Source organism: Pandoraea norimbergensis, from assembly GCF_001465545.3.
Lineage (GTDB): Bacteria > Pseudomonadota > Gammaproteobacteria > Burkholderiales > Burkholderiaceae > Pandoraea > Pandoraea norimbergensis.
The window spans coordinates 5,850,632-5,864,479 of sequence record NZ_CP013480.3 but is presented as its reverse complement, the minus strand read 5'-3'; the positions used below and the strand labels follow the sequence as shown (position 1 = coordinate 5,864,479).

The window sequence follows — 13,848 nt, the reverse complement described above, 5'->3', positions numbered from 1 at the left end:
ATGAAACGAGAATCCGTTTTGTCTTCCGCCGTCACCCATGACGCGACGGCCACCACCGCCTCCGGCCCACTCGACGGCGTCCGTGTGCTTGACCTGAGCGCCTACATCGCAGGCCCCTATGGCTGCACGTTGCTCGCCGACCAAGGGGCCGAAGTCATCAAAATCGAACCGCCCACAGGCGACAATCTGCGTAAATACCCGTCGACGCTTGCCAGCGAGAGCCGCGCTTTTCTCGGTGTCAATCGCGGTAAGCGTGGGTTGGTGCTCGATCTCAAGCAGCCGGAAGCACTTGCCGTGCTGTGCCGTTTGGTCGAATCGGCCGACGTACTCGTCCACAACTTCCGCCCCAGCGTGCCCGCCCGGCTGGGCATCGCGTACGAACAACTGCGCGAAGTGAACCCGCGCCTGATCTACTGCGCGGTGACCGGCTACGGCGAGACCGGCCCGAACAAGGACAAGGCCGGTTACGACCAAGTGCTGCAAACCATGACGGGCATGTGCGCCATGCAGGGCAAGGCCGACGGTCCGCCTGAAATTCTCTACGGCTCGGTGGTCGACTACTATGCGGCGTCGCTGGTAGCGGCGGGCGTATCGTCGGCGTTATTCGCCCGCGAGCGCACCGGTCAGGGGCAGTACGTGGGCGTGTCGTTGCTGCGCAGCGCGCTGGCGATGCAGTCTGCCCGCATGATCTGGGCCGATGACGAACCGCGTGACGTCGGTCGCGATATGCGCTCCGGCGGCATTACCGGCATCCATCCCACGCGCGACGGCTATCTGTATATCTCGGCCAACACGCCGCACTTCTGGCAGGCGCTGTGCGAAAAGACGGGCATGGCTGCACTGGCCGCCGACGAGCGCTACGATTCCGTGCGCAAGCGCGCGCAGCATCGCGACGAGATCGTGCCGCAGTTGCACGCCGCGTTGCAGGCGCATGGTGCGCGCGAGTGGGAGACGATCTTTGGCGATGCCGTGCCCTGCGCGGCCGCGCGTCGCATCGAAGACATGTTCGACGATCCGCAGGTCGACGCCGAAGCAATGGTGCAGCACTACACCTATGCCGGGCCGAACGGCGATCTGGGTTATCGCGGTTTCCGGCAGCCGATCCGGTTTGGTGCGGGCGCCAGTCATGACGGCAACGCGCCGGTATCGCGCGCCGCGCCTGCCTTCGGCCAGCATTCCGATGAAGTGCTGCGCGATCTCGGCCTGACGGACACCGACATTGCCGCGCTGCGTAAGACAGAGGCGGTGCAGTAAGCGAATCCCCCCGCGCGCGACAGGCGATCGGATTCGCAAGGCTGCGCGCCTTATATAAGAAAGATGAACGGAGACAAATCCATGGAAACGGTAACCACGCGCGCTGAGGCGGCAAGGGCATCCGTGCAGACCCAGTCGAGGGCCGGGGCGACGACGCCCAAGCCCTCGGGCACGACGGACGGCGCCGGTGCTGCAAGCGGCAGCGTGATGTCGCTGCGCGAGCGCTGGTGGGCGGTGTTCGACCTGCGCATCGGTGCGTTGCCGTTGCCGGTGTATCTCGCGCTCGTGGCGATCCTCGCGGCAATGACGCACAACGGCAAGCTCGCCGCCGATCTGCCCACCGGCATCGCGCTCGTCGCCGTCGGCGGCTTCACGTGTGCCGAGCTGGCCAAGCGCATTCCGTGGGTGCGTCACATCGGCGCGACGTCGATCTTTGCGGCGTTCATCCCGTCGGCGATGGTCTATTACGGCCTCATGCCCGCACCGGTGACGAAGGCGGTCACCACGTTCACCAAGAGCTCCAATTTCCTCTACCTGTTTATCGCCGCGATCATTGTCGGCAGCGTATTGAGCATGGACCGGCGCACGCTGGTGAAAGGCTTCGTTCGCATCTTTATTCCACTGGCGAGTGGTTCATTCGTCGCGGCCATTGTCGGCACGTCGGTCGGCACGGCACTGGGTCTGGAGGCGAAGCAGGCGTTCTTCTACATCGTCGTGCCGATCATGGCGGGCGGGGTCGGCGAAGGCGCGTTGCCGCTCTCGGCGGGCTACGCGCAGATTCTCGGTGTGGAACAGGGGCCGCTCTTCGCGCAGGCACTCTCGGCCGCAATGCTCGGCAACATCTCGGCGATCTGTCTGGCGGGGTTGCTGAGCTATCTGGGCACGCGCAAGCCGAAGCTCACTGGCTACGGCCAACTGACGGTCACGCCAGCGGGTGAGGCGCTCGCGGCGCAAGACGAGTCGTCGCAGAGTTTCGATGCCTCGAGTCTGGCGGCCGCAGGCGGCACGGCGATTGCCCTGTACTTGCTGGGGGTGCTGAGCCATCAGTGGTTCAACTGGCCGGCGCCCGTGGTGATGCTCGTGTTCGTGGTGATCGCGCAGTTGTTCCAGATTGTGTCGCCGCGCGTGCGGGGCGGGGCGCGTTTTATGTACAGCTTCTTCTCGACCGCGGTCACGTACCCGCTGATGTTCGCCATCAGCGTCGCGATGACGCCGTGGGGCGAGATCGTCACGGCATTTCACTGGATCAACATCGTGACGGCTGTCTCGACGGTGCTGTCGCTGGCGGTCACCGGGTTCGTCGTGGCGAAATGGGTGGGGATGTATCCGGTGGAAGCGGCCATCGTCAACGTGACGCACAGCGGCTTGGGCGGCACCGGCGATGTGGCGATTCTCACGGCGGCGAATCGCATGGCGCTGATGCCCTTCGCACAGATCGCCACTCGTATCGGCGGCGCGATTGTCGTGATGACGTCGCTGGCGGCGTTTTCCTACTGGCACTGATTGACTGGCACGAATGCCGGAGTGGCGGGCAGCAGGCCGCGGGCGGTGTTTCAGTCCTGCGGCTGCCCGAAATGTTCGCGGTACTGCTGAGGCGACACCCCGAAGCGGCGCTGAAACACCTTGCGCATGTTGTGCGGATCGCCGAAGCCGCATTGCCATGCCACGGTCTTGAGCGGTGCGTTGCCGTTCTCCAGCATGACGCGCGCGGCGTCGATGCGGGCGGCGCTCACGAAGTCGGCGGGCGTTACGCCCGCGTCGCGCGCAAACACCCGCGAGAAATTCCGCACACTCATCTTGGCCACCGCGGCCAGATCACCGACCGACAGCGGCTCGGCCAGATGTTCCAGCACGAATTGCTGCACCTGTGCGACCGGGGAATTCGGTTCCGCGTAGGGCGTGAGGTACGGGCTGAACTGCGACTGACCGCCAGCGCGCTGCGTGAACACCACTAACCGCTTCGCCACGTTGAGTGCCACCTCTTGTCCGTGATCCTGCGCGAGAAGGTGCAGCGATAAGTCGATGCCCGCCGTCACGCCCGCTGACGTGTACAGATTCCCGTCCTGAACGAAGAGCCGGTCGGCCTCGATGCGGGCGCCGGGGGCGCGCTCGGCCAGCACGTCAACGTCGTTCCAGTGGGTGGTCACGCGCTTGCCGTCGAGCAGTCCGGCGGCGGCCAGCACCAGCGCGCCGTTGCAAATCGAGCCGAAGCGGCGGGCGCGCGGCGTGGCGTCGTGCAGCCAGCGCGACACGTTGGGGCCGAGATCGTCGGTCAGCAGCGACGGGCCGCCCGCCACCAGCAGCAAGTCGAGATGTCCGCCCGCTTCCTGATAGTGACGGCGCGGCAGAATCGTCATGCCGTTCGAACAGGCAATCGGTCCGTGCTGGGTGCCGATGACTTCCGTCTGATAGTGGTCGCCGGGCAGCAGAAAGCGGTTTGCTTCCGCGAAGACATCGAGCGGGCCGCTCACATCGAGCGATTGCACGCCGGGAAAAACCAGCAAGGCGACATTCCGGATCATGGCAAAGGGGCGCTCTGGCAGTAATGCGCTGCATTTTGGCAGAAAGCGGTCAGATGAGCCGATCACGCCCCGCTGTTGGCGCGAAGGGGCCTCGGTTTGGCAGAATCGGGCCGCTCGGGTCGCGTGGCATCCAAAGGCAGCGTTCGCACAATCGGTGACATCGACGGCGGCATGGGCCGCTGCGTTTCCCCCCGAGAGGCATCGATGCACAACGCCAAAACTGCGACTTCCCCGATTTCCCCGAATGCTCCAACGCCCTGCGCACCGTCCGCGACGACAGGCGGGGCGGCGGCCAACGATGCGCCCCGCGTGCGCTATCCGGACGATGCGTCGCTCGCCGAGCGCGTCGGCCCAGCGTTCTCGGTCGACGGCATGTTGATGGCGCGTCACAAGACACGTGCGGCCATCGCCGACATCGCGAGTCAAGTGAAGCCGGGCATGGTGGAAGAAGATGCGGTCGCGATGGCCAAAGGCGTGCTCGCGGCCGCTGGCCTCGAACTGAGCTGGCATCCGACGCGGGTGCGCTTGGGTGAGAACACGCTCAAGCCCATGCGTCAGCCGTCCACGCCGGGTGTGGTGCTGGGCGAGAACGACATCTTCTTCATCGACATCGCCCCGCGCTTCGAAGCGTGGGAAGGCGATGGCGGCGCGAGCTTTGTCGTGGGCGAGCACGCTGGGCACGCACGCTGCGCGCACGACGCGCAAGCGCTGTTCCACGACGTGCGCGGCAAGTGGCTGCGCGATGGCGTATCGGGGCAGGCGCTGTATGCCTATGCCGACGAGGTGGCGAAACGCATGGGCTGGGAACTGAACTTCGACCTGCCGGGGCATCGCGTATCGGACTTCCCGCATGCCGCCATTCATACGGGCTCGCTCGCCGACTTCGAGACCACCCCTTCGGCGATGCGCTGGATTCTGGAAATCCACCTGCGCGACCCGCAGCAACGCTTCGGCGCGTTCTTCGAGGACATGCTGCTCGACGATACCTACTACTGATCGACTCCTGATCTGTGCTTGATAGATGACGGATCGTCGCGCCCGCGCGACGCCCCCGTTCGTGCGTTATTGATCGTGCGTCGCCCCCGGGACTAGTTTGCTATACTGCGAACGATTCTCATTTGCAACGCGGGTGCCTGAGCCTTTCGGCCACACCTGGCCCGGGGACAGGAGGGGCGCATGCCCGCCGACGACACGCTGCAACGCGACGCGTTGCTGGGACTCTATAACGACCATCACGGCTGGCTTCACGGCTGGCTGCATCGCAAGACCGGTTGCTCGCATCGGGCGGCCGATCTTGCGCACGACACGTTCATCCGGCTGCTCGAACGCGACCCGCCACGCATGCTCGCGTCGCCGCGCGCTTTCCTGACCACGGTGGCGCAGCGTGTTCTCTATAACTACTGGCGTCGCGAACAGATCGAGCGCGCGTATCTCGAAGCGCTGGCCCAGCAGCCCGAAGCCGTCGCCCCTTCACCAGAAGAGCGCGCCATCGTGCTCGAGACGCTGCTTGAGATCGATCGCTGTCTCGACGGTCTACCTCCCCCGGTCAAACGCGCCTTTCTGCTGGCCCAGCTCGATGGCCTGTCTCATGCCGAGATTGCGGCCGAACTGGGCATCTCGCTCGCGACCGTCAAACGCTATCTGGTGCGTGCCGGTACGCAGTGCTTCTTCGCGATGGAGGCGGCATGACGCGGACGACGGCGCAAGGGTTCGCGCCCGGCATCGCGCAGCAGGCCGTCGAGTGGTGGGTGACGCTGCATGGCGGCGACGCCACTGAAACGTTGCGCGCGGCCTGCGTGCGTTGGCGTGAGGCGCATCCCGATCACGAACGCGCGTGGCGGCATATTGAGAGCGCCAACCACCGTATGCGGCATGTGTCCGATACGTTGGGCGCGGCCGTGGCGCAGGCGGCGCTTCGCGCACCCCGCTCGCGGGCACGGCGCACGGCCATCAAGGCGATTGCCGGGGCGCTGTTTGTCGGCGGTGGAGTGTGGCTCGCGACGGACCCGCGCGCCGTGCAGCGGTTGCGCGCGGATACGCGTACGGGCGTCGGCGAGCGCCGTACGCTGCGTCTGGCGGATGGGACGACGTTGGTTCTCAATACGCGTAGTGCGGTCCGTTTATCCATGGATGGCTCGACGCGCCGCATCGCGCTTGTGGATGGCGAAGTGATGGTGACGACTGGCAAGGACGCCGGACACGTACCGCCCCGGCCGTTGGTCGTGACGACGGCGCAGGCGACGTTGCAGCCGTTGGGGACGCGTTTTGCCGTCCGTCAGGACGACGCGGGCGGGCGCGTGCAGGTCTTCGAGGGGGCGGTGCGTGTCATGCCGCAGGGCGCGCCGCACGTCGAGCGCATCGTGCAGGCGGGAGAGCAGGCGGAGTTCACTGCGCACACGATTGAGCCGCTCACCGCGCTTGAGGACGGTGACGGCGCATGGACGGATGGCATGCTCGTCGCCGTCGACATGCGGTTGGATACGTTTCTCGCGGAGCTGTCGCGATATCGACGCGGGTATCTGCGCTGTGATCCGGCCGTGGCGGCGCTGCGGGTATCGGGCACGTATCCGCTCGGCGACATCGACGCCATTCTCGCGGTGCTGCCGCACGCGCTGCCGGTGACGGTGGCGTCGGTCACGCGCTACTGGGTGAGCGTGGGGCCGCGGGCTTGAACTGGACTGAACGGGCGCGGCCTTACCCGCTTCACGTTTTACCGTCGATCTTGGTGCGGTTTGTCATGCGCTCTCGCGTGCGCGTTGACCCGTCGCCTGAGTCTTTTTCCACTTTTTTCAAAATTTTGTCCGGCCAGTGAGCTGTTTTGTACATCTCGCGTGACAAGGGAAGTGAAACCTTCTGTCTATTGCCTGAACGAGATATCACATCATGGCCGTTGCTTTTCCCGATTCCCTCGCCGTTGCGCGCCGCCGGATGCCGCTGGGCGCGCGCCCTCGGCACGTTTGTCTTGCCGTTGCAGTGACGTTCGCGTCCGCACTCAGCGCGGGTGTCGCGCAAGCACAGCAAACGCAGTCGACCGCTGCCACTCAGGCAGCCGCCACGAGCCGCGTGTATGACATTCCGGCTGGTGGACTCGACGCGGTATTGACGCGCTTCGGCCGCGAGGCGGGCATTCTGCTCACGTATGCGCCGTCGCTGACGGCGGGTCGGCAGAGCCCCGGCGTGCAGGGCAGGTTCGATGTGCCGACCGCCTTCGGTCAGGTACTGGCCGGGACGGGCCTCGTTGCATCGCCGCAAGGTGCGGGCTTCACGTTGGTGCCGCAAGGCGCGCCGGCGGCGGCTACGCTGGCCGCAGGCGGCGGGTCGGGCGACGTGGCTTTGCCCACGACGCATGTTCAGGGGCAGGCATGGACGGACGCTTACCGCACGCCCGCCGATGCCGGCATTGCGCGCGCCGACGCACCCATTCTCGACATTCCGCAGGCGATCAACGTGGTGCCGCAGCAAGTGCTGGCCGATCAGCGCGCCCGCACGCTCGACGATGCGCTCATCAACGTGAGCGGTATCGTGCAGGGCAATACGCTGGCGGGCACGCAAGATACGCTGCTCAAGCGCGGCTTCGGCGGCAATCGCGACGGCTCGATCATGCACAACGGCATGCCGCTGGTGCAGGGGCGCGGGCTGAACGCGAATGCCGATGCGGTCGAAGTGCTCAAGGGACCGTCGTCGTTGCTTTACGGGATCATGGACCCGGGCGGTGTGATCAACGTGGTGAGCAAGCGTCCGTTGCTCAAGCCTTATACGGCGGTGAGCGTGGCCGGCACGACGTATGGTCACGGCAAGAACGGCGTGGAAGAAACGCTCGACACCACGGGGCCGATCGGTGACTCGGGGCTGGCTTACCGGCTGGTCGTCGACCAGAACAACCAGCAGTACTGGCGTAACTTCGGCTCGCAGCGCGAGACGCTGGTCGCCCCGACGCTCGCTTACTACGGACGTGACACGCAGGTCGTGCTGTCGTACGAATACCGCAACTTCCTGACGCCGTTCGACCGGGGCACCGTGATCGATCCGACGACCAACAAGCCGTTGGCAATCTCGCCGCGGGAGCGTCTGGACGACGTGCATAACGAGATGACCGGGCAGTCGCATCTGGCGCAGATCACGGTCGATCATCAGTTCAACCCCGACTGGAAGGCGCACTTCGGCTACAGCTACAACACCGAAACGTACGACGCGACGCAGTTGCGCGTGAACGGCATCAACACGAAGACCGGCATCATTTCGCGCAGCAACGACGGCACGCGCGGCTCGGATAGCACTGATAGTTACGGCATCGCGTATCTCGACGGCCGCGCGCAACTGGCCGGCATGCGTCACGATGTGCAGTTCGGGGGCGATTGGGAATATCGGCGCATCTATCGTCGAGACCTGATCCGGCAGGCGTCGACGTGCAAGTTCAACTATCTGAGCCCGGTGTATGGGTGCGAGGTGATTCCGACGACGGTGTCTGCGGCCGATAGCGACCAGACAGATACGCTGCACGACGCGTCGCTGTTCTTTCAGGACGCGATTCACGTGACCGACCGCTGGATTCTCGTGGGCGGCTTGCGTTTGCTTACGTACAGCCAGTTGGCCGGCAAGGGGCGTCCGTTCCAGGTCAACACGAATATCTCCGACTCGAAGTGGCTGCCGCGCGCGGGTGCCGTCTATAAGGCGACCAACTATTTGTCGTTGTATGGCAGTTACTCGGAGTCGCTCAAGCCGACGTCGACGATCGCACCGCTCTCTAGTGGCGTGGTGATCGACTCGAACGTGGCGCCGGAGCATGCCAAGTCGTTTGAAGTCGGCGCAAAGCTCGACATGCCGAACGGGCTGACCGGGACGGTGGCGCTGTTCAACATCAACAAGCGCAACGTGCTGGTCTCGCAGTTCAACGATGCGACCAAGCTGATCGACTGGCGTACGTCGGGCGCGGCGCGCTCGCGCGGGCTGGAGCTCGACGTGTCGGGGCGTATCGGGCAACGCTGGAACGTGATTGCCAGCTATGCGTTCATCGATGCAAAGACCACGGACGACCCGCTCTACACCGGCAACACGCTGGCCAACGTGGCGCGGCATACGGCGTCGCTCGCAGGGGTGTATGACTGGGGACCGGTGTTGGGCGACGGCAGCGGCAATTTGCGCTTGGGCGCGGTGGGCCGGTATATCGGGTCGCGCCCGGGGGATTCGGCCAACAGCTTCACGCTGCCCGCGTACTTCGTGGCGGATGTGTTCGCCACCTACGACACGAAGATCGGCCGTCAGCCGGTGCACTTCCAGTTCAATGTGAAGAACGTGTTCAACAAGACGTATTACCCGTCGAGCGCGAGCCAGTACTTCGTGGCCGTGGGCGACGCCCGCTCGGCAACACTGTCGGCGACGTTCGAGTTTTGATCGCACCGGGGGAACTCGGGTTGCGCGAGGGTTGAGCGTTCGGTGGGCAGGTGCAACCGGGTTCGTAAAGGCCGCCGCCTCCGATCTTATCGGGGCGGCGGTTATTATTTTGGTGGTGGGAATGTTGGCGGGTGACTGTTCAGCAAGCTCACAGCAGCTCATCGCCGAGAGCCGTCGTGAAGGCGCCCGCGACGGCGTTGCGGCCAAAGGACAGGTATGGCGCGACGCTGGACATACATAGGGGTGAGCGGCGGGGCCGCAAGCCCACAGCAGATCGTCGCTGGGCAGCAGCGTAAAGGCGCCCGCGACGGTAGTGCGCCAGTCAGCCACGTGTGGTGTGCCGTCGAGCGGACACAGAATGAGCGGCCTGGCCGCACGCTTACAGCAGATCGTCGCTGGGCAGCAGCGTGAAGGCGCCCGCGACGGCGTTGCGCCAGAAGGGCGCGTAGGGTTCGACGTCGAACGTGCGCGGCTGGCCGTTCTCCTCGCCGACCCAGCGCAGTGCGGGCATCGTCGGGGGTGTGGGCGTGGGTGGGGTTGTGCCCGGAGGCACCAACTCGACGTGGAAGCTGGAGCGCGGCGCGACGGCCCGCTCGAAGATCCCCGCCATGCGCTCGGCGAAGTCGGCGCTGTGGATCACGATGGCCAGCTCAGTGTTCAGACGTACTGAGCGCGGGTCGAGATTGAATGAACCCAGCACCACATGCAGCCGGTCGATGATGTAGACCTTGCCGTGCAGGCTCGCACGTGAAGATCCCCCGAAGGTGATACGCCGTTGCTCGGGCTCCGGGCGGATCGGCTTGAATTCATAGAGTTCGATCCCCGCCTGCAACAACGCCGGGCGGTAGCGAGCATAACCAGCGTGGACCGGCACGACATCGGTGGCGGCCAGCGAATTCGTCAGCACGCGCACGCTGACCCCGCGCGCAGTCAGCGCCGACAGAAATTTCACGCCGCCATCTAGCGGGACGAAGTAGGGCGAAATGATCAGCACCTCGCGCTGGGCGTGGCCCGCCAGCTCGCGCAGTTTGTCGCCCGGCGCGCTCGTGGTTTCCTTCGCGGGGGTATCGAGCTTGTCGGGGCTGTCGGCGGCGAGTTCGGCAGGTGCCCAGAAAAGAGGCACCTTGCCAGTGCTCAAGCCGGCGGCGAGTGGCGGTTGGTGGAGAGCGTCGCGTCCGGCCGGCACGTTTTCGGCATCGCGCCAATGTTGCGCCAGGGCGTCGCGGGTGGCGTCGAGCGTTTGCTTGTCGATCTTGGACTGCACCTGCCGGAGCGGGTAGGACTGCGGGCTGGTCCAGAAATGGTCGAAGCTATGGGAGATCGCGTCGACGACCGGGCCTGCGCATAACAAGTCGAAGTCGCGGAAGGACAGATCGGGGTTCGCATCGAAATACTCGTCGCCCAGATTGCGGCCACCGACGATGGCGAGCTGGTTGTCGGCGACGAGCGCCTTGTTGTGCATCCGCCGGTTGAGTTGATCGAACTGCGTCAGGAGGTTGCCCGCGCGTTGGAGCAGCGTGGTGTCGCGCGTGCCAAACGGATTGAAGACGCGGACTTCGATATTGCGGTGCTGGTCGAGCACGGCGAAGGTCGGATCGGTATGGCGACGGTTGATGTCGTCGACCAGCATGCGCACACGCACGCCCCGGTCGGCGGCGTCGAGCAGCGACTGGAGCAGCAGGCGGCCGGTAATGTCTTCGCCCGCGCTGTAGTACTGCACGTCGAGGCTGTGCTGCGCCGACTGGACCAGAGCGATGCGCGTGGTGAATGCGGCGGAACCGGTGGCCAGCAACTGGAAGCCCGATTCACCCGGATGCGCCCGCTCAGCCGGGGCGAGGGCATCCGCCAATGCGCCCGGGGCCGTGGCGGACGTATGGGACGTCCACTGCGTCGGCTCAGGCGGCGGCCGGACGGACGTACAGGCTGCCGCGGTGAACGAGAGTGCGAGCACCCATGCCAGGCGAGACGGCGAAAACAGTCGAGGGGCGGGTGGCGTCTGCGTCCTGCGCGCATTGCGCGGCGTGACGACCTGATAGGGCGGGAGGAGCGACCGGAGGAGGCGCAATAGGACCATCTCGAACGCTCTATATATAGGGAGAAAGAAGCGGTGCCAGAAGTGGTGCTGCCGCTGGGGAAGCCTTTCCATATAGGGAAGCTTAGCCAAAAGCATATGCGATTTCGTTGGTTGCGTCGCCGGGGGATGCCCGGATACATTGGGGCTGTCTCCTCCATGAAGTCCTGTCCCATGGATCTCGGCCCGCTCACGACGCGGGCCTTTTTTTGCCCTTTTCAAATTATTTTCACAAAGTGCTTGCCAGGGTTCGGGGTTTTCACTAATATTCCGTCTCTCGCAACGACAGCGACGCAGCGAATGCGGCGAAGCAGGAAGGTGCGACGGGCTGGAAAGCCCGGTGGTTAGTGGTTTTAGAGCTTGTGAGTCGCTACGGCGGCGAGCGAAAAGAAGCGAAAAAAACTGTTGACGACGACGAGAAGCTGCGACATAATCTCACTTCTCTGCTGCTGATGCAGCGACGCAGAAAACGAAGCGACGGCGCGGTAATGATGCGACGAAGCGAAGTTCGAAGCGATTGATCTTTAAAAATTGAACAACCGATAAGTGTGGGCACTCGATGAAAAGTGCGTCTGCCTCGGCAGATAAGCTTTAAATTTATTGAGGCTCACATAGTAATAGGTAAGTTAAGTAATTAACTTGTCAGCATACTTTGAGAGCGACCGGTTCAAGTGATTTATCACGAAAAACCGAAAACAGTAACAGGTTTAAACTGAAGAGTTTGATCCTGGCTCAGATTGAACGCTGGCGGCATGCCTTACACATGCAAGTCGAACGGCAGCACGGGTGCTTGCACCTGGTGGCGAGTGGCGAACGGGTGAGTAATACATCGGAATGTACCTTGTAGTGGGGGATAGCTCGGCGAAAGCCGGATTAATACCGCATACGCTCTGAGGAGGAAAGCGGGGGACCTTCGGGCCTCGTGCTACAAGAGCAGCCGATGTCAGATTAGCTTGTTGGTGAGGTAAAAGCTCACCAAGGCGACGATCTGTAGCTGGTCTGAGAGGACGACCAGCCACACTGGGACTGAGACACGGCCCAGACTCCTACGGGAGGCAGCAGTGGGGAATTTTGGACAATGGGCGAAAGCCTGATCCAGCAATGCCGCGTGTGTGAAGAAGGCCTTCGGGTTGTAAAGCACTTTTGTCCGGAAAGAAATCCTTTGGGTTAATACCTCGGGGGGATGACGGTACCGGAAGAATAAGCACCGGCTAACTACGTGCCAGCAGCCGCGGTAATACGTAGGGTGCAAGCGTTAATCGGAATTACTGGGCGTAAAGCGTGCGCAGGCGGTTTTGTAAGACGGATGTGAAATCCCCGGGCTTAACCTGGGAACTGCATTCGTGACTGCAAGGCTAGAGTATGGCAGAGGGGGGTAGAATTCCACGTGTAGCAGTGAAATGCGTAGAGATGTGGAGGAATACCGATGGCGAAGGCAGCCCCCTGGGCCAATACTGACGCTCATGCACGAAAGCGTGGGGAGCAAACAGGATTAGATACCCTGGTAGTCCACGCCCTAAACGATGTCAACTAGTTGTTGGGGATTCATTTCCTTAGTAACGAAGCTAACGCGTGAAGTTGACCGCCTGGGGAGTACGGTCGCAAGATTAAAACTCAAAGGAATTGACGGGGACCCGCACAAGCGGTGGATGATGTGGATTAATTCGATGCAACGCGAAAAACCTTACCTACCCTTGACATGTACGGAATCTTGCTGAAAGGTGAGAGTGCTCGAAAGAGAGCCGTAACACAGGTGCTGCATGGCTGTCGTCAGCTCGTGTCGTGAGATGTTGGGTTAAGTCCCGCAACGAGCGCAACCCTTGTCCTTAGTTGCTACGCAAGAGCACTCTAAGGAGACTGCCGGTGACAAACCGGAGGAAGGTGGGGATGACGTCAAGTCCTCATGGCCCTTATGGGTAGGGCTTCACACGTCATACAATGGTCGGTACAGAGGGCTGCCAAATCGCGAGATGGAGCTAACCCCAGAAAACCGATCGTAGTCCGGATCGCAGTCTGCAACTCGACTGCGTGAAGTTGGAATCGCTAGTAATCGCGGATCAGCATGTCGCGGTGAATACGTTCCCGGGTCTTGTACACACCGCCCGTCACACCATGGGAGTGGGTTTTGCCAGAAGTAGGTAGCCTAACCGTAAGGAGGGCGCTTACCACGGCAGGATTCATGACTGGGGTGAAGTCGTAACAAGGTAGCCGTAGGGGAACCTGCGGCTGGATCACCTCCTTTCTAGAGCATGCACTGGAAGTTGAGTGTTCACGCTTATCGGTTGTTGACTGCGTAGATCTAAGTCGGGTCTGTAGCTCAGGTGGTTAGAGCACCGTCTTGATAAGGCGGGGGTCGAAGGTTCAAGTCCTTCCAGACCCACCAAGCTAACCACCGCCTGACCAAGTCGGTGGAAACTGGCTTGAAATGGGGGCATAGCTCAGCTGGGAGAGCACCTGCTTTGCAAGCAGGGGGTCGTCGGTTCGATCCCGTCTGCCTCCACCAATTCCTTAGATCACACATCGATGTCAGTCAAAAGCTTTTACGTCTGCGGTAAATCCCAACGAATGTGAATGTTTTTGAATGACAGCAATGTCATGCAGTTATTTGTT

At 63.0% G+C, this 13,848-nt stretch carries 8 protein-coding genes, 2 tRNA genes and 1 rRNA gene; 9 read left to right on the top strand and 2 right to left on the bottom strand.

Going from position 1 to position 13,848, the window contains the following annotated elements:
- Window positions 1-18: 18 nt before the first annotated feature.
- Both AT302_RS25740 and AT302_RS25735 read left to right on the top strand, forming a co-directional pair.
- Window positions 19-1,254 (top strand): CaiB/BaiF CoA transferase family protein, encoded by a 1,236-nt coding sequence (locus AT302_RS25740; protein WP_058376418.1) that lies wholly within the window; start codon window positions 19-21, stop codon window positions 1,252-1,254.
- A gap of 81 nt (window positions 1,255-1,335) precedes the next feature.
- Window positions 1,336-2,757 carry a 2-hydroxycarboxylate transporter family protein gene (locus tag AT302_RS25735; RefSeq protein ID WP_084656474.1) on the top strand — a complete coding sequence of 474 codons (1,422 nt, stop codon included), beginning with the start codon at window positions 1,336-1,338 and terminating at the stop codon, window positions 2,755-2,757.
- A gap of 50 nt (window positions 2,758-2,807) precedes the next feature.
- Here the strand turns inward: AT302_RS25735 and AT302_RS25730 are convergent, their stop codons facing one another.
- Window positions 2,808-3,776: a GlxA family transcriptional regulator gene (locus tag AT302_RS25730; protein ID WP_058376417.1), complete on the bottom strand. Its 969-nt coding sequence runs from the start codon at window positions 3,774-3,776 to the stop codon at window positions 2,808-2,810.
- Window positions 3,777-4,148: 372 nt separating this feature from the next.
- Between AT302_RS25730 and AT302_RS25725 the strand changes: the two genes are divergently transcribed.
- The 4 genes from AT302_RS25725 (at window position 4,149) to AT302_RS25710 (ending at window position 9,167) form a co-directional block, all read left to right on the top strand.
- Window positions 4,149-4,772, top strand: coding sequence for a M24 family metallopeptidase (locus AT302_RS25725; protein WP_058379950.1), 624 nt, complete (start codon window positions 4,149-4,151; stop codon window positions 4,770-4,772).
- Window positions 4,773-4,952: 180 nt separating this feature from the next.
- Entirely contained in the window at window positions 4,953-5,465 is a 513-nt protein-coding gene (locus AT302_RS25720) for a sigma-70 family RNA polymerase sigma factor (protein ID WP_058376416.1), read from the top strand.
- On the top strand, window positions 5,462-6,448 hold the full coding sequence (locus AT302_RS25715; RefSeq protein ID WP_058376415.1) for a FecR domain-containing protein: 987 nt from the start codon (window positions 5,462-5,464) through the stop codon (window positions 6,446-6,448). Before AT302_RS25720 ends, AT302_RS25715 begins: the two co-directional genes overlap by 4 nt.
- 211 nt (window positions 6,449-6,659) lie before the next feature.
- Entirely contained in the window at window positions 6,660-9,167 is a 2,508-nt protein-coding gene (locus AT302_RS25710) for a TonB-dependent siderophore receptor (protein ID WP_058376414.1), read from the top strand.
- 379 nt (window positions 9,168-9,546) lie between these two features.
- Here the strand turns inward: AT302_RS25710 and AT302_RS25705 are convergent, their stop codons facing one another.
- Window positions 9,547-11,337 carry a phospholipase D family protein gene (locus tag AT302_RS25705; RefSeq protein ID WP_237172019.1) on the bottom strand — a complete coding sequence of 597 codons (1,791 nt, stop codon included), beginning with the start codon at window positions 11,335-11,337 and terminating at the stop codon, window positions 9,547-9,549.
- A 610-nt stretch (window positions 11,338-11,947) separates the two neighbouring features.
- Here AT302_RS25705 and AT302_RS25700 point away from each other — a divergent pair.
- The 3 genes from AT302_RS25700 (at window position 11,948) to AT302_RS25690 (ending at window position 13,741) form a co-directional block, all read left to right on the top strand.
- A 16S ribosomal RNA gene (locus AT302_RS25700) occupies window positions 11,948-13,480 on the top strand.
- Window positions 13,481-13,544: 64 nt separating this feature from the next.
- A tRNA-Ile gene (locus AT302_RS25695) sits at window positions 13,545-13,621 on the top strand.
- Between the two features lie 44 nt (window positions 13,622-13,665).
- Window positions 13,666-13,741, top strand: a tRNA-Ala gene (locus tag AT302_RS25690).
- Window positions 13,742-13,848: the final 107 nt, after the last annotated feature.